This is a genomic window from Acidobacteriota bacterium, from assembly GCA_019347945.1.
In the GTDB taxonomy this organism is placed as follows: domain Bacteria; phylum Acidobacteriota; class Thermoanaerobaculia; order Gp7-AA8; family JAHWKK01; genus JAHWKK01.
On sequence record JAHWKK010000003.1, the window covers coordinates 33,205 to 49,148 of the forward strand.

The window sequence follows — 15,944 nt, forward strand, 5'->3', positions numbered from 1 at the left end:
CAATCTCCAGGGGACGGCGAAGACCTCACACCCGGTCCGGTGTCACAGCTTCAGCATCGACTGCTTCGAGGACCAGAACCGCCCCAGGCGCCCTGACTGCCGGAACGCATCCCACAGCGCCATCGGACCGGACGTCGCACCGATGAGCTGCTTTGCGCGGCTCGTATTGCTGCCGCGAATGCCATCGACTCCCTCTTTTTCGAAGAGCTCGAAGAGTGACGCCGTGCGGATCACCGCCATGTGTGTGAATGCCTGCGGAAAGTTGCCGAGAAAAATCTTTGAGTCCGGATCGATTTCTTCCGAGTAGAGCCCGACGTCATTCGACGCAGCGAGCAGCTCGTCAAGCCGGTCCCGGGCCTCCTTTTCTCTCCCCAGCCAGAGCAACGCATCGACGAGCCAGAAGCTGCAGAGGAGAAATGCGCCTTCCCCCCCTTCGAGCTGGTCATCAGTTCGATACCTGTAGACGAACGGTCCATCCGACAGCTCCTCGCGGATTGCATCGACGGTGCGGCCGAACACGCCGGCATCGATCGGGAAGCCTGTGAACGGTATGGCGAGCAGCGAGCCGTCCAGATCGCCGCTCTCGAACGATTGCATGAGAGTGCCGCGGTTCGGATCGATCCCTCTCGCGAGGACCGTCTCGACGATCTCGTCCGCGGTCCGTCGCCATCCGCGTTTCTGCTTTCGGGATCCGGTCAATGCCGTCGCGCGGTCGAGGGTCACCCACGTCATCACCTTCGAGTAGACGTGATTCATCGGCTCTCCGCGCATCTCCCACAGACCGCTGTCTGGCTCCGACCAGTTCTCAGCGGTCCGGTCCGCGAGCTCCGCGAGAAAGTTTCTGGTGCGCCGTCGGGGGCGGCTCCCGAGGGCGCGCTGGAGGTGAGCCCAGTCGAGAATCTCACCCGGCACGTCGTGCTGCGTCTGCTGATATGCACCATTTCCTATGCGCACGGGACGACTCCCCGCATAGCCCTCGAGATGATCGAGTGACCGTTCCGGGAGCTCGGCTTCCGAGTCGATGCCGTACATGATCTGGAGGCGTGGGTACGAGGCGTGGCAGGCCACCATGAGGTACTCGCCGAAGCGCCGGGCTTCGCCGCTGTATCCGAGGACCGACAGCGCATACAGAGTGAGCGCTGAATCGCGCATCCAGCAGAACCGATAGTCCCAGTTTCGCCCAAACCCGATTGCCTCGGGAACAGAGGTGAGAGGCGAAGCCACCAGCGCTCCCGTCGGGGCGTACGTCATCAGCTTCAACGCCATCGCACTCCGCACGACGGCGGCATCGTGCGGTCCACCGTAGCGGGAGTACTCCATCCACTCCTCCCAGAATGCCCGTGTGACGTCGAGAAGCTGCTGCACGGGAATGTCGGGAACGCGAGCCATCGCGGGATAGACGAGCAGCTCCCGGCGATCTCCCGCGTGCAGCTCGATCTGAGCCGCCGCGCCTTCCGTCTCGTAGACGTGAAAGTCGATGCCTGTCCGGAGCTGCGTCCCGTCGGAAGCCGTCACGCCCCCTTTCATCGTCGTCAGAAGGGAGCGATGGCGGCCGTAATCGCTGGTCGGATCGTACAGCAGCTTCATGGGGACAGTTCCCTCGACGCCCTCGAGAATGCGCACGAGCGCGAATGGCGCCTCGAGCGTGACGTAGTCATGCATGCTCGATCCTGGCTTGCGACCGACCGGCATGAAGTCCGTCAGCCGAACAGACCCCGATGAGGTGCGGAAGAGAGTCTCGAGAATGTTGGTCCCTTCGAGGTAGCGGCGTTCCGATTCGAATTCTCCCGCGGGGTTGATCGAAAATGATCCCCCTCGTGTCGCGTCGAGGATGCGGCAGAACGCCGGCGCGGCATCGAACCGGCCGAATGTGCACCAGTCGATGCTTCCTGTCCGGGAGACGAGCGCTGCGCCGTGACAGTCGCCGATCAGCGCGTAGTCACGGATCGGTGCGTAAGGTTCGTTCACCGTTCACTCGAGCTCAGCGGTCTTTCCGGTCATCGCCCGTCCCGCCGCACGCAGTTCGCGGACGACGAGCGGGACCGTTGCGAACGTCGCACCCGCCGCAAGGAGGCACCAGAAGCAGAAGGCTTTGTGTTTGGTCCACTGATCGAGCGTGAGTTTCCCCGCATTGGCGGCATCGAAGGCGACCTTCGCACCGAGCGCGAGCGGAACCCACGGCATCGTCCGGTACCGATCGGGACCACCCATGGCGGCAAGCGACATCGTCGCTGCGTAGCTGCCGAGGCCGAGAACCGCATCGGGCATCGAGAATCTCTCGTACGCTTCCGCCGACGCATCGACCTTGTCTGCATCCATCATCGGAAGCGGCGGCTCGGGCAGATGCCGGATGATCCCCATCTGATAGAGCGCGATGAACCCCATCGAGGCGGAAGCGAGAGCTGACAGCCCCACGATGCCGCGCCTGTCCTTCAGATACTTCGACTCTCCCCTGCGGAGGTCGCGGCTCAGCCTGGACGCCTTCTTCTTCGCCCGCTTCTTCTCTTTCCGCTGCTGACCATTCCCTGCAGCCTTCAGACTCACGGCCACGGCGCCTAACGCGATCGCAGCAGCACGACTCAGCCAACCGCGGTGCAGATTGGCCTTCGTATACCAGTCGTGTTTCTGCGCTCTGTCGTCGAACCGGCCATGAGCTCCATGATCACCGGGGACTGGTGCCCACAGATTGTGCGGACGGTCCGGATCTTCCGGCTCGTCGGTCATCTGATCGTAGCCGTTGTCGGCGAGATAGGTGTCTCCGTAGCCGGGAAAGAATGCGTTTCCGACGATCGCCTTCGTGGTATTCCACGCGACGTTCACTTCCCTGCGATCGTTGTCTACGGCCCACATCACCGCGCGGGCGGCGATCTCGGGCTGGTAAATCTCCCCCACCGGCGCAGCCCGGCGCGGCAGCTTGCTTTTCACCCAGTCGAACTGCGGAGTATTGACTGCGGGAAGGTTCACCATCGTCAGACGCACAGCGCTCCTGTCGTGGATGAGCTCCGCGTACAACGAATCGTTGAAGCCCTGGATCGCGTGTTTGGCTCCGCAATAAGCCGCCTGCAACGGAATGCCCCGGTAAGCCAGAGCAGAGCCGATCTGGACGATCACGCCGTGATCGCGCGGAAGCATCCGACTGAGGGCGGCCATCGTTCCATGAACGACACCGAGGTAGGTCACCTCCGTGACCCGTTTGACTTCGTCAGGCCGCAGTTCTTTAACCGGCGAGAAGACAGAGACCATCGCGTTGTTGACCCAGACGTCGATTGGACCGAAGGTCTCTTCGACCGTTTTCGCTGCGGCCTCGACCGCATCAGCATCCGCGACGTCCAGAGGGAGAATGATCGCCTCCCCGCCGAGCTCTTCGACATCGCGCTTCGCGCCTTCGAGGCCATCCCCTCCGCGCGCGATCAATCCGATCCGAGCACCACGGACTGCGAGCTCCCGCACGATCGCGCGACCCACACCCGCCGACGCACCGGTGACGACGACCACCTCGCGTTTCTCATCCTGCGCACGCTTCTTCATCTCTGAATGTCCTTTCTCCCGTTCAGCCGCAGCAAGAAAAACTCCAGCCGGCGATTCGCTCGCTGAACTGAGATTGTCGAAATTGACGTTCACCAGGGCTCGATGTGTGGCGGCCAGTTTCGAGGCAGCAGCCATCGAATGACCAGAAGCTCTCAGTCAACGGTTGGCCTCAACGAGATCATTGATACCGCGGGCGATGATGTCGGGGTGATCTTCAGGAGTGAAATGTTTTCCTCCCTCGATGCGCTCGAGAGGCGCATCGAGGTCATGAGCGAAGCGCTCGCCATATTTCACCGGCTGGAAAGGATCGGCGGCTCCCCAGATCAATCGTGACGGAGTGCCGCGCAGGCGCGGAAGGTCGTCCGCTACTGACAGTGTGTCGTTGACGTCCAATGATCTCATCTGCCGGATGAGAGCCACTCCAGCACGGTCGCGCTCGTAGCGGGACCAGTGGATACGAAATGATTCGCGCGCGACGTCCTGATCATCATGGCCGCGCACGAACAGCGGAGCCACCATCGCTTTGACCACGCCTGCAGGAAGATGCCGTACCAGACCACCGATCGCCCGCATCATTTTCACGCTCGGTATCGGCCACGAGTCGTATCCGATTGCATTCGTGAGCAGAATTCCGGCCGCGAGTGAAGCGCGTCGGACGGCTGCGATCTGCACGACTCCGCCACCCAGATCATGCCCGACGAGAATTGCACGCTCGACCTGCAGAGCGTCCAGCCAGTCGAGGAGGTAGTCCGCTTGACGCGCGACTGATATCTCCCGTTCTGCGCCCGCCGCAATCGAGTCGCCATAGCCGATCATCTCGAAGCAGAGTTTGCGGGCGTTGGGAACGAGCGGCGTCACTTTTCGCCACAGATCGGGTGAGGTCGGTATTCCGTGGACGAGAACGACGGGAATGCCGTCGCCATCCTCCTCCCAGCGTGTCGGCGTGCCGTTGATCACTTCGGTACGCGATCGCATCTGGCGGTCCCTTCGTTTAATGCACGTGCGGTGCTGTCCTCGTTTCTCAGGCAGACGGCTTATCCTGCCCGCATCTCGTCCGTTTCTCGAATGCAAGCCGCATACGTGCTGTCGTGGTGATCCACCCGAGACGCTGCGGTCAGGAGGGCTCTCGCCGCTGTGCGTCCGCCAGAGCCGCGGAGGCGAGTGACACGAGAAACGGAACCGCGAACGTCAGCGAGATCCGCAGCAGGGCAATGCGTGCAACCGCTCCGCCGGACAACAGCATCCAGACCGTTTCGGTCTGGTTGATCACGGCGAGGATCGGTCCGACGATGAGGGCCGTGAGAGTCGCGCGGCGAAGATTTCGAGGGGCGCGCGCCGCCGCGAGAAACCGATGCATGGCCTGTTCTTACCGAATGCCCAGCGCACTGTCCAGTGGTTGATGGAAATCAGTGCAATCAAATCCGCACCCGGATCGTAACGCGGCTGAGGCACGTAGCCGTGCCCAGGAGGAAGGAATGACCGAACCGACGTATGTGAGGCAGACGAAAATCAACTGGAGCTCGGCACTGATCGCCGGATTGATCGCTACTGTCGTGATCACGATTACGATGGCGATCTTCGGGCAGAACATCATGAAGATGCTCGGCTCGACGATGCTCGGCGAGGACGCGAGCGTGGGCGCACAGTATCTCGTCGGAGGAATGTTCCATCTGATGGTCGGCCTCATCTGGGGCGTGCTCTACGCGTGGCTGTTCGGTCCCGTGCGCGTGTGGAATCCGCTCCTGAAGGGAATCGTGTACGGTCTGGCCATCACCGCCATCGCCCTCGCGACCATGCCGATCATGATGGCAATGATGGGCGGAGGGGGAGCCGGAAACCCATGCGCCGCCAACCCGTGCGCCGCCGGAAACCCGTGCGCCGCCGCCAATCCGTGCGCTGAAGCGCCCGGCAATCCCTGCCAGCCTTCGGATGTCGCGGGGAACCCGTGCAATCCATGCGCTGCCAATGCGAGCTCTTCGCCCGACCACGCCGGCAATCCGTGCAACCCCTGCGCGGCGAAGGCCGCATCCAATCCATGCGCGGCGAAGGCCGGGTCCAATCCCTGTTCTGCGTCAGCCGGAAATCCGTGCAATCCATGCGGCGGATCCGGAGGAGACACCTATTCGGCGATGATCAGCCTGATCAATCATCTCGTCTTTGCCCTGGCGCTGGCGTTCATCTACAGGCCGCGGGTGGCAGAATGACATTCCCTCCCCCAATTCGTCTCGCGGGAGTATTCGCCGGCGCAGTCCTTCTCCTGGGAGGTACCGGCTACTGGCTGGAGCGGAGCTCCGCATCGCTGGATGCCGAAGGGCTGGCGTGGGGAAGCGGGACGGACCTGACGCGTCCCGCGAGCTCCGGTGAGATGGTGATGATTCCTGGCGGCACGTACCGGATCGGGGACGACTCCGACCATGCGGCTGCGGATGCGCCATTGCGCGAGGTCGCCATTCAACCCTTCTATATCGACACGCACGAGGTCACCAACCGCCAGTTTCGCGAGTTCGTCGAGGCGACCGGCTACCGAACGACCGCGGAACGTCAGGGGGGAGGTTGGGGCTACCGATCGGGAGCATCGGACTGGGAGTATCTCCGCGGTGCCAGCTGGCTTGAGCCGCTCGGTCCTGGAAGCTCGATCGACGGCGCACTCGATCATCCCGTCGTTCTCGTTTCATGGGAAGACGCACGCGCGTATTCCGCGTGGGCCGGCAAGCGGCTTCCGACCGAAGCGGAGTGGGAGGTCGCCGCCCGCGCCGGTGTATCGGCAGGCAACACCACTTCCCGTCATCGCGACCCCTCGAAGGATGGATCTGCGAATGTCTGGCAGGGAACCTGGCCGCGCAGGAACGAGCTGGTGGACGGATTTTTCTACACTGCACCCGCCGGTACGTTCGAGCCGAACGACCTCGGCCTTTACGACATGATCGGGAACGTCTGGGAGTGGACCGAAGATCCGTACGATCGGGTCAACGCGCCGGAGATGCGTGTCGCCCGCGGTGCCTCGTGGTTCTGCTCGGCAAGCTACTGCGGTGCCTATCGTCCCGGGTTTCGCGGCAAGAGTCCGATCTCGCGCGGGTTCAACAATGTCGGGTTCCGCTGCGTGAAAGATGCGGTGTCACTGAGCAATGAGAGTTGATTTCAGTCCTATGCGAGATTTGATGCGTCTCCGCGTGATTGCTCCGCTCGTTCTGACACTTACGGTTTCTGCCTGTGCAGCGCCAAACGTCGACGATCCGAGGAGGGAGCCGAAAACGAGGGACGGATTGCCGCACATCACCGAGGTTGAAAACGATCCCGTTCACACGCTGCTCGCTCCCGACGCGATCCCCGCCATCGACGAGCCGGAGTTCGTTCGGGCGGCCGATGCGACGTTCATGGATGACGACGAGCCGGTCATCGGTGTCGTCTTGGACGGGGTGGCGAGGGCGTACTCCACATGGCACCTCGACCGCCACGAGATCGTCAACGATACGATCGCCTCGAAGCCGCTCGCGGTCACCTGGTGACCGCTCGCGCATACGGGCGTCGTGTACGCCCGACCGGAAGTCGACGACGGTCCGACCACCCTGGGCGTGTCGGGGATGCTGTGGCGTGATTCTCTCGTGATGTACGATCGTGCGACGCGCTCGCTCTGGAGCCAGGTCAATGGCCGGGCTGTCGCCGGGCCGATGAAAGGACGGCGGCTCGAAGAGTTTCCGTCCGAGCAGATGACGTGGGCCGAGTGGAAGCGCCGCCATCCGGACACACTGGTCCTCGTCAAGCCCCGCCTTCGCGGTTCGACGTACGATCGATACTTCGATGATCCCCGCATGATCGGGGTCCGCGGGTCGCGGAACCCCGATCCTCGCCTGCCGGGAAAGGAGCTCGTTCTCGGCCTCGAGCACGATGGCCGCTTCGCCGCCGTGCCGATCTCTGCGCTCCGACAGCGTCCGATCCTTCTGACCACAGCGCTCGACCGTCCAATCGTCGTCACCCGCACCGCCGCCTTCGACCGGCGTCATGGCGATCGCTCGCTCACATTCGAGCCTTTTGACGGAGCGCGGATGCGCGATCGGGAAACCGGTTCGATCTGGTCACTGGACAGCGGAGAAGCGATCGACGGACCGCTCCAGGGGCAGCACCTCGCGCGCATCTCGGCGAAGACTGTCTACTGGGCGATCTGGGCGAAATTTCATCCCGAGACCGCGGTGATCGAACCATGAAAGTGCTGGAGGGTATACGCTTCGGGCTGTCGAGTACGCACCGCTGCGCCATCCCTCAGCTCACGCAGTCCTGGCGAGCGCCATGACGAGCCCCTTCTCTTTCCAGACATCGATTCGAAGTCCATCGATGACGAACTGCTGCGAGGAGCCGATTCTCGCAAGTCGCTCGTCGGCCCGCACCTGAATCAGAGTGCAGATCCCTCCGGACGGCTCGACGAGCTTGATTTCTATCGCAGACAACCCGCCGACCGACGAGTATCGCGCGCCGACTACGCGCAGCGACATCTCTGCGGCGCGCTGAGGCATTACCGGATTGAAGTCGAGACGCGCCATCTTTGCGCGCAGCTCGTCGTAATCAGAAGCTCGTACTTCGACAGCGAGACGGCGGTTGTGATCCCGGGCCGCGATCATCGCAATCTCCTCCGCCGCCCCGTGATCGCGAGGGACCAGCAGAAGTGCGGTGGCCGCGATCAGGATTGCAATGACCGCAGCGATCGAAAGCCAGCGAACCGAAAACCGGCTGGACCTCCGCTCGCGCTCGCTCCCCTTTCGGAGAATGCGGATCTCGTCGATCATGGACGAGGAGAGACGCTTCGATTCGTAGTGAGTGCGAATCTGCTGTTCCAGGTTCTTTTCCGGTTTCATATGCTTCCCTCTGCGCCGGTCCGGCAATTCAGAAGGGTCCTCAGTTTCGATTTTGTTCGATGCAGCAGACTCAGCACCGTCCCCCGCGGCCGGCGCGTCAGATCGGCGATCTCCTGCGCGGTATAGCCCTCGACCACGGCCAGAAAAAGCGTCTCCCGCTCCTCCGCCCTGAGCTCGCCGAGCGCCTGATCGAGTGCGCCGGAAAGGAGATAGTCCTGCTCCTTCAGCGAGACAGCCGGCAGATCGGCGTCTTCTTCGATTGGAACGAAAAGAATGCGCCGATTGCGCCGGTACCTGTCGATGAACCGGTTCCGGATCGTCGTCAGGAGATACGCCTTATCCCAGGAGCCGCCCGAGCGGACGACAGCCACGCAGGCATCATGGACCAGATCTTCCGCCTCTTCCACCGCGTGGGTGAGCGCCATTGCATAGCGGAATGCAGCGTGCAGCAGATCTTCGAAATCTGCGTCGTCAGACCACTCCGCCGAGACATCTGTCGGCACGGTTTCATTCACCGGTTCTTGCTCTGCATCGGAAACGCCCGGCCGCGAGCTTTGATTGCAGCGGAAGAGCCCCGCGCATCGACCCCTCGCCCCGCTCGCGGGTAGAGGGGCCGTACAACTCCGATGCGGGCTACCACACGCAGAGGCTGCAAGCCCCCCGACTCCGTCTCCCGGCGCGCGTTGATCGCGCAAGCTCATCCGCGAATGCCGCGCGCCACTTCTTGTCTCGCCGACTTCGCGGGGAGAGGGGAGCGGCGGTGGTGCTCATCTTCGAACCGGACGTCTTCGCGCGGGCGCGTCGTTCCGAAACCAGCCCCGTGCCGTCGGCTCTGACTTCAGGAACCTCAGAAGCAGCGCTCCCACTTTCTGTTCGCCCGATTGCGCGGGATGCGTTCCGTCGCTCTGAAAATCGCCGGGCTCCCATACCAGCCCGTCGCTGCGCGGGTTCTGGCCGTCTGCCCAGAGATACGGCCCCCACGCCATCCATGGAGCGGCCGTGGCCCAGGACAGATCGCCCGCGCGGGGATTCGTCACCTCTCCGTTGCGCATTTGTTCGATCTGCGCTTCGACCGCCCACTTGACTGCAAACGCAGACTCGTAGGCGTAGGGTTCCGGATTCAACATCGTCGTTGCATAGCCGGCGTAGATCCGGCTCGACAGATAGATGATCTTCAGGTTCGGATAGCGGAGGCGAAGCGCGCGTGCGATGTCGCCGATCTGGGTCACGAGCCGGTATGCGTCGGCCTGGCCATCGGGAAGCGATCGCGTCGGACGCGGGTTGGCCACCTTCACCCACGCCACCTGAACCTGCGCTTCCGAGAGTCCACGCGGCGCCAGCACCGTGTCTCGTATGCGGTCGTAGTTCCTGTCGCCCGCCGAGTCCCACGTCTCCGCGGCCTGCCCGCCCTTCGCACCATTTGCGAAGACCAGAGAGGTCCGATTCACCTCCGGGTCGGCGAGCGCCTGGCCTACGAACGACCACACCTCGCAGCGGGTTGGATTTCCCTGGGAACAGAACTCCTGAGTCGTATTCGACATCCCGACCGATAGAAGAACGATCTTCCCTGATGATGATGGAACGCCGACAGTATCCCGCGGCACGATCTCCCGCGCGAACGACATGCCGGCCGCCGCGTGATCGAGTGGCATCTCGTTCCGGCCACCGGGATACAGACCACCGGGAAATCCGAGATAGTTCTGCGATCCCATGTCGGTGAGGGGCGTCAGAGCCGATGCGACTGTGGCGAATCCCGCGAACATCAGAGTGACGCGTGTCAGCTTCATGCTCATTGGACGGATTGAGGGGCCGTTCGTTTACTCGTACTGGCTGCAAATATTGTCCAGCTGTAGACTTGAATCCTTCGGAAGATTTTTTTCTCCGGGCCTGACGTACGTCGTGCAACTCTCCGCGACAAAGAGGTTTAAAAAAGCAGGACGGGCTTTCGTGCAGTAAGAGTAGGGGCCTGATGGGAAGTGGCGCAATCACTCCTGTGACTTACTCGTCTCTCTACCGAGATTAATAGTAGGGGCCAGGTCTTTTGGGGGTTGTTGCTCAAACCCGGGATAGAGACGATGGCGGGGAAAAGTCCGCCCCTTGTCATCCTGAGCCGCCGAAGGACGGCGAAGGATCTGGGGGTGGCTCGCGAATCATCGTCATGGCGGGCTGGAGGATCATTCATGAGCCCCCGCCCAGATCCTTCGCCGTCCTTCGGCGGCTCAGGATGACGAGTTGTGAACGCGTCGAACCTGGGGTAAATCTGGACGGGTGATCCTCTCGGCTTGTCGGTTTGAGCAACAACCCGTTTTAATTTCTACTCTGCGGGAAGGAGAAACAGAGATTCCAGACCTAGTTCCTGCTCTAGACTCTACTTGGGGCTCGAGACGATCGATCAGAAGGAGCAATCGGAAGGAGCGGCAGTTTCGATGAGAACCCGATCACGACGCATCCGTGAGCGCAGCCTGGCCACCGACCTGCTGGTCGGTACGGCTGCAGGAGTGGCCGCTACATGGGTGATGGACTGGGTAACGACCATCATGTACGAGCGGGAGCCGCAGCAGGCAAAGGATCGCGAGAACGCAGCCCGCGGCGACCAGATGGCGTACGAGACAGCGGCCGAGAAAGCCGCTGAGCTGCTCGGTCACGAGCTCTCCGAGGAGCAACGAAAGACGCTCGGCGCCGGCATCCACTGGACGCTCGGCGTTTCTGCCGGTACGGTTTACGGCCTCGCTCGGAACCAGGTTCCTGCCGCCGGGCTCGGATCAGGTCTCGCCTACGGTGCGCTCTTCTGGCTGGCGATGGATGAGGCGGCGCTCACCCTTCTCGGCCTCACTCCGCCGCCGCCCGAGTTTCCATGGCAGACGCACATGCGCGGACTCGTTGGCCATCTCGTCTTCGGCGTGGTCGTCGAGGCGGCGTTCGCCATCGCGGACACCGCGCAGGACCGGCTCTCCGACTGAATGAAGCGGAGGAGGGGAGCCCGTGCGCTTCCTGCAGTCGACACCGCTTCCTCGTGGCTACGAAGAGTGACGGCTCCCGGGCTCCGGCAGATCCGCCGGGCGGTGGAGAGGCACAACTTCCGCACGATCCGGAGAGATGGGCGAGTTCGGAAAAGTTCTTCTGCTCGCGCTGATTCCAGCTGCCGGAGTGATCGGCGGGGGGCTCGTCGGGGAACTGATGGCGATCAGCCGCAAGGCGAGAAGCATGGCGCTTCATGCCGCGGCCGGTATCGTCCTTTCAGTAGTTGCGGTGGAACTGTTGCCGGAGGCCATCACGGTCGATCCGCCCTGGGCGGCAATCGTTGCGTTCGCGTGCGGCGGGCTCTTCTTCGTCGGCATCGATCGCGCGGTCGATCTCATCGCAAGTCGGGATGGGGAAAGTTGGGGTCAGAGCCAGAAACGCAACTTAACGAGGTGGCGAGTGAAAAGTCCGCCGAGGTAAAATCCCTCTGCGGCCTGCCACCGGTCAGTCGCCGGCACAGCTCCGGGGTGCTTCCGGACGATCACTGGCGATCAGACCCCTCGAGCATCCAGACGTCTCCTCCCTCCGGACGCGATCGGTCGAATACGACCCACTGGCCATCGGGTGACCAGGACGGGTAGTCGATCCTCACCTGGGAGTCTTCGAATTCGAGAATCGTCCTCGTCTCTCCGGTCGCGAGCGGCGCCACCCATAGCCGCTGGTGATTCGAGACATCGATGACATGCGAACGGTCCGGCGAATACGAGTGGTGATACCCGCCTATGATCGCGGTTGGTTGCTCGTCGCCACCGGCGATTTCGATGAACGCGAGGCGGGAAGGGGATGTGGCGTTCGAGACGAACGAAACGGCCCTGGAGTCCGGGGTCCAGCGGATGTAGTGAACGTCGATGCCGTTCTTCGTGACCTGGCGCTGGTTCGAGCCGTCCCGGCTCATCACCCACAATTCGAGTCTGCCATTGGCGTCCGACATGTAGGCGATCATGCTGCCATCCGGTGAGTAAAAGGCATGAGTCTCACTAGAGGGATCGCGGGTGAGCTGCCGAAGCGAGCCGTTCCGCAGATCGACCTCCCAGATGTCGATCGATTGGCCACGGCCGGAAAAGAAGACGAGATGGGTCCCGTCCGGTGACCACACCGGCTGGAAGTCACCACCCGGTCCACGTGTCACCTGCTTCGCGGCGTCATCCTCGAGCGTCCTGATCCAGATGTTCATGTCGCCGGTCCGGTCGGAGTTGAAGGCGATCGCCGACGCGTCGGGAAACCACGAAGCCCGGCTTTCTTCGCGTGTGGTCGCCTCCACGACCTCAGGAGAGCCCGCCACGTTTCCCCCGGGGGTGACGGGGAGCTTCCACAGATCGGAATTCTGCCGAAGGGTCGTCATCGCCAGCCGGTTTCCATCGGCGGAGAGGGCGAGATCAAGATCGTGTCCCGCGCCGGTCGTCACCTGCTCCGGAGGCTCGGGGAATGAGTCGTCCGGCGCTGCGCGGCTTCTCCAGACGTTGATCCCGCCTCCCCGGTACGAGGAGAAATAGACGTAATCGCCGGACCAGACGGGGCCGACGTCGAGGATCGAGTCTTTCGTGAGCCATTGTGTCTCTTCCGTTTCGAGATCGAGAATCTGAATGTCGAACTGCGTACGATCCGAATACTGGAAGACGATACGGTCGCCGCCCGGCGACCAGCTCGGACGAAGATGCTCGCTCGCTTCGGTCGTGTCAGTCGTCGCCTGCCTCGGATTGCGGCCATGAGGATCCGCGATCCAGATCCGGCCACTGCCGCTCCATTGGGCCGAGAACGCGATTCGATTCCCGTCGGGAGACCACGCCGGGTCGAAGGCATCGCGAATGAGAACGTGCTCCGCTCCGCCCCCGAGATCGATCGACCACACGTCTCCGCCGGAGTAGGCGCCGTAGACATCCCCCGGCGCGAGTCGCTGGCCCTTCTCCCGCGAACGTACGAAGAGGATCGTCTTGCCGTCGGGAGACCAGGCCGGATAGATATCATCATAATCCCCGAACGTGAGCTGTCGTTCCTCCGCGTCGCCAATCGATTTCAGGAAGAGCTTTCTGAGGTTCCCGGTCTCTCTGGTGAAGACGATCCATTTCCCGTCCGGCGACCAGGAGGGGAACTGCTCGACAGCGCTCGCGGACGTGAGCTGCGAGAGGGTTCTGGGGGAGCTGGCCGCTGCTTCTCTCACTGTCTCATGAGGTGCGACGTCGTCACGAGCGATCCATACGACGACCGCTGCTGCGGCCAGCAGTAACACGAGAGCAATCCACATCGCTGGACGAGATTTGCCGTGCGTCTCGTGGGTCAGCCGGCGAAGACGAAGCCCGAGATCATGGGCGGACTGCAGACGCCTTCCTCTGTCCCTGGCCAGGCACTCGCTGACGAGCGCCTGGAGGGAATCGGGAACACGTTCGAGTGCGGGTGGCTCGTCGCGAAGGATCGCGCTCGTCGTTTCAGAGGCGCTCGGCCGCAGAAATGGCGGGCGGCCGGTGATCATTTCGTGAATGATAGACCCGAGGGAGAAGAGATCGGTGGTCGCGTCGACCGTCTCACCTCTGAGCTGTTCGGGTGACATGTAAAGCAGGGTTCCGATGACGGCACCCGGTGCCGTTCTTGCCCGGGTCGGATCCGATTCCGTGAACTCTTCCGAAGACCGGACGAGACCGAAATCGAGAATCTTCACCTGATCGTCCGGTGTGATCATGATGTTGTCGGGCTTGAGGTCGCGGTGCACGATTCCCTTGGCGTGGGCGGCGGCGAGACCGTCGCAGATTCGGGAAGCAATGTCTATCGCGCGGCGCCAGGGGAGCGATCCGCGAGAGAGACAAGCCCGAAGAGTCTTCCCCTCGAGCAGCTCCGTGACGAGGTATTGGGTGTCGCCCGCGATGCCGAACTGGTGAACCTGTAGAACGTTCGGATGGGAGAGCGCGGCAAGCGCACGAGCCTCCTGCTCGAAGCGCGCAACCGACTGCGCGTCGTCCCTGTGGATGATTTTGATGGCGACCTCACGATTCAGCTTTCGGTCGATGGCTCGGTAGACCTGCCCCATGCCACCGGATCCGATCTGCTCGATAATCTCGTAGTCGCCCAGTTCATGACCCGGCGCAAAGCTCATGCGTAGGAGACAAGCTTACCCCGGATCATCTCGGTCGGTGGAGTCCGGAGCCGGCGCGGCACCCCGACATCCGGTCCGGAGGCCCTACCCTCACCTGCGGTCCGAAGGAAAAGGAGGAAAAGTGGAGCCAACTCCAAGACCTTACCGCAAGTGCCTGCGTCGCCGAGCTCGTCGCGCGCCTCGTATCCACACCACTTTCCACCTCCTCGCGACACATCTCATGAATCATCCTGGCTGAGCTTCCATGCTCTGGGTCCTGGCGGTCGCGAGGCACAATTCCCGCACGATCCGGGCCATGGGGGAGTTCGGAAAAGTTCTTCTGCTCGCGCTGATTCCAGCTGCCGGAGTGATCGGCGGGGGGCTCGTCGGGGAACTGATGGCGATCAGCCGCAAGGCGAGAAGCATGGCGCTTCATGCCGCGGCCGGTATCGTCCTTTCAGTAGTTGCGGTGGAACTGTTGCCGGAGGCAATCACGGTCGATCCGCCCTGGGCGGCAATCGTTGCGTTCGCGTGCGGCGGGCTCTTCTTCGTCGGCATCGATCGCGCGGTCGATCTCATCGCAAGTCGCGAGGAGAATGGCGGGCGCGGGCCGTGGATGATCTACGTGGCGGTCGCCATGGATCTTTTCACCGACGGCATCATGGTGGGGTCCGGCAGCACCGTTCGCTTCAGTCTTGCTCTGATGCTGGCGACCGCGCAGATTCCGGGTAACCTTCCCGAAGGTTTTGCGACCGCCGCAACGATGAAGCGTTCCGGAGTCGCCCGGAAGTCTCGTCTTGCAGCGCTGCTCGCTCTGACGCTCGTTGCAGTCGCAGGAGCCTGCAGCGGCTACTTTCTCCTGAGGGACCAGCCACTGGTCTGGCGAATGGCCACGCTGGCCTTTACAGCAGGAATCCTGACGACTGCAGTCGTCGAAGAGATCATTCCCGAATCCCATGAGAAAGGCGAGGCGCGCGCTGCAGTGCTCTTTTTCATCGGAGGCTTCGTTCTCTTCATGGCCATCGCGTCCTACGTCGGGTGACAGCCCTTATTGCAGTTCCGCCCATTTCCCGGAGCTGGAGATCGACCTGATCCAAAAAGCGGGGATCCAGTTCGCGGCTCATGAGATTCGCCCTGGAACAGAGGAGGAGCGTTTTTCAGATGTGGCAGGTGACGGAACCGCGGATCAGCTCCCGAACCGAGATTCCAAAATTGCCCGGATAAATGCGCGGATATTGAGTGATATCCTCTTCCAGGATGGTGCAACGCACCCCGATGCGCATCTGGTGGTTGAAAATCGACCAGCGCTAGAGGTCACTGAATGACGCAGACGTCGTGACCCACGCTCACCACCCTCAGCGGCTGGGTGCAGACCACCGGCTCATATGATGGGAACCAGACGGAGCAGCAACCGCTTTCCTGGCAGAACCGTTTCTCGATCCGCTCACCTGGTGTTGCCCATTCTCTTTCTGCTGTTGGCCGGC

General features: G+C 62.5%; 14 protein-coding genes and 1 pseudogene. 7 read left to right on the top strand and 8 right to left on the bottom strand.

Annotation, left to right across the window (positions count from 1 at the left end; genetic code table 11):
• Positions 1-42: 42 nt before the first annotated feature.
• From KY459_02755 to KY459_02770, 4 genes are all read right to left on the bottom strand, one after another.
• Positions 43-1,968, bottom strand: a complete 1,926-nt coding sequence (locus KY459_02755) for a glycoside hydrolase family 15 protein (GenBank protein ID MBW3563624.1) — start codon at positions 1,966-1,968, stop codon at positions 43-45.
• Between the two features lie 3 nt (positions 1,969-1,971).
• On the bottom strand, positions 1,972-3,528 hold the full coding sequence (locus KY459_02760; protein ID MBW3563625.1) for an SDR family NAD(P)-dependent oxidoreductase: 1,557 nt from the start codon (positions 3,526-3,528) through the stop codon (positions 1,972-1,974).
• Positions 3,529-3,684: 156 nt separating this feature from the next.
• Positions 3,685-4,503, bottom strand: coding sequence for an alpha/beta hydrolase (locus KY459_02765; GenBank protein ID MBW3563626.1), 819 nt, complete (start codon positions 4,501-4,503; stop codon positions 3,685-3,687).
• Positions 4,504-4,642: 139 nt separating this feature from the next.
• The gene (locus tag KY459_02770; GenBank protein MBW3563627.1) at positions 4,643-4,885 is read right to left on the bottom strand and encodes a hypothetical protein; all 243 of its coding nucleotides are present in this window, start codon (positions 4,883-4,885) and stop codon (positions 4,643-4,645) included.
• A 406-nt stretch (positions 4,886-5,291) separates the two neighbouring features.
• Here KY459_02770 and KY459_02775 point away from each other — a divergent pair.
• The 4 genes and pseudogenes from KY459_02775 to KY459_02790 all read left to right on the top strand — a co-directional run bounded on the left by KY459_02775 (position 5,292) and on the right by KY459_02790 (position 7,730).
• Positions 5,292-5,603, top strand: a pseudogene (locus KY459_02775) (hypothetical protein).
• Between the two features lie 290 nt (positions 5,604-5,893).
• Positions 5,894-6,664 (top strand): formylglycine-generating enzyme family protein, encoded by a 771-nt coding sequence (locus KY459_02780; GenBank protein ID MBW3563628.1) that lies wholly within the window; start codon positions 5,894-5,896, stop codon positions 6,662-6,664.
• Positions 6,665-6,686: 22 nt separating this feature from the next.
• On the top strand, positions 6,687-7,034 hold the full coding sequence (locus tag KY459_02785) for a DUF3179 domain-containing protein (protein ID MBW3563629.1): 348 nt from the start codon (positions 6,687-6,689) through the stop codon (positions 7,032-7,034).
• Positions 7,035-7,055: 21 nt separating this feature from the next.
• The gene (locus KY459_02790) at positions 7,056-7,730 is read left to right on the top strand and encodes a DUF3179 domain-containing protein (GenBank protein ID MBW3563630.1); all 675 of its coding nucleotides are present in this window, start codon (positions 7,056-7,058) and stop codon (positions 7,728-7,730) included.
• 60 nt (positions 7,731-7,790) lie between these two features.
• On the opposite strand, the gene KY459_02795 is transcribed toward KY459_02790, so the two are convergent.
• The 3 genes from KY459_02795 to KY459_02805 form a co-directional block, all read right to left on the bottom strand.
• Positions 7,791-8,375, bottom strand: a complete 585-nt coding sequence (locus KY459_02795) for a hypothetical protein (GenBank protein ID MBW3563631.1) — start codon at positions 8,373-8,375, stop codon at positions 7,791-7,793.
• On the bottom strand, positions 8,372-8,890 hold the full coding sequence (locus KY459_02800; GenBank protein MBW3563632.1) for an RNA polymerase sigma factor: 519 nt from the start codon (positions 8,888-8,890) through the stop codon (positions 8,372-8,374). Before KY459_02800 ends, KY459_02795 begins: the two co-directional genes overlap by 4 nt.
• Positions 8,891-9,142: 252 nt before the next feature.
• Entirely contained in the window at positions 9,143-10,168 is a 1,026-nt protein-coding gene (locus KY459_02805; protein ID MBW3563633.1) for a hypothetical protein, read from the bottom strand.
• Positions 10,169-10,801: 633 nt separating this feature from the next.
• On the opposite strand from KY459_02805, the gene KY459_02810 reads away from it, so the two are divergent.
• Together KY459_02810 and KY459_02815 are read left to right on the top strand one after the other, a co-directional pair.
• Positions 10,802-11,335 carry a DUF1440 domain-containing protein gene (locus tag KY459_02810; GenBank protein ID MBW3563634.1) on the top strand — a complete coding sequence of 178 codons (534 nt, stop codon included), beginning with the start codon at positions 10,802-10,804 and terminating at the stop codon, positions 11,333-11,335.
• Positions 11,336-11,471: 136 nt separating this feature from the next.
• Positions 11,472-11,816: a hypothetical protein gene (locus KY459_02815; GenBank protein MBW3563635.1), complete on the top strand. Its 345-nt coding sequence runs from the start codon at positions 11,472-11,474 to the stop codon at positions 11,814-11,816.
• A 61-nt stretch (positions 11,817-11,877) separates the two neighbouring features.
• Here KY459_02815 and KY459_02820 read toward each other — a convergent pair whose 3' ends face one another.
• Positions 11,878-14,481, bottom strand: a complete 2,604-nt coding sequence (locus KY459_02820; protein MBW3563636.1) for a serine/threonine-protein kinase — start codon at positions 14,479-14,481, stop codon at positions 11,878-11,880.
• A gap of 244 nt (positions 14,482-14,725) precedes the next feature.
• Between KY459_02820 and KY459_02825 the strand changes: the two genes are divergently transcribed.
• Positions 14,726-15,502 carry a ZIP family zinc transporter gene (locus KY459_02825; GenBank protein ID MBW3563637.1) on the top strand — a complete coding sequence of 259 codons (777 nt, stop codon included), beginning with the start codon at positions 14,726-14,728 and terminating at the stop codon, positions 15,500-15,502.
• The last annotated feature ends 442 nt before the right edge of the window (positions 15,503-15,944 follow it).

Coding starts and splice junctions, on each gene's coding strand:
- KY459_02825 (MBW3563637.1), top strand. CDS start 14,726: ATGCTCTGGGTCCTGGCGGTCGCGAGGCACAATTCCCGCACGATCCGG.
- KY459_02780 (MBW3563628.1), top strand. CDS start 5,894: ATGGTGATGATTCCTGGCGGCACGTACCGGATCGGGGACGACTCCGAC.
- KY459_02765 (MBW3563626.1), bottom strand. CDS start 4,503: ATGCGATCGCGTACCGAAGTGATCAACGGCACGCCGACACGCTGGGAG.
- KY459_02805 (MBW3563633.1), bottom strand. CDS start 10,168: ATGAGCATGAAGCTGACACGCGTCACTCTGATGTTCGCGGGATTCGCC.
- KY459_02810 (MBW3563634.1), top strand. CDS start 10,802: ATGAGAACCCGATCACGACGCATCCGTGAGCGCAGCCTGGCCACCGAC.
- KY459_02785 (MBW3563629.1), top strand. CDS start 6,687: ATGCGTCTCCGCGTGATTGCTCCGCTCGTTCTGACACTTACGGTTTCT.
- KY459_02815 (MBW3563635.1), top strand. CDS start 11,472: ATGGGCGAGTTCGGAAAAGTTCTTCTGCTCGCGCTGATTCCAGCTGCC.
- KY459_02795 (MBW3563631.1), bottom strand. CDS start 8,375: ATGAAACCGGAAAAGAACCTGGAACAGCAGATTCGCACTCACTACGAA.
- KY459_02770 (MBW3563627.1), bottom strand. CDS start 4,885: ATGCATCGGTTTCTCGCGGCGGCGCGCGCCCCTCGAAATCTTCGCCGC.
- KY459_02760 (MBW3563625.1), bottom strand. CDS start 3,528: ATGAAGAAGCGTGCGCAGGATGAGAAACGCGAGGTGGTCGTCGTCACC.
- KY459_02820 (MBW3563636.1), bottom strand. CDS start 14,481: ATGAGCTTTGCGCCGGGTCATGAACTGGGCGACTACGAGATTATCGAG.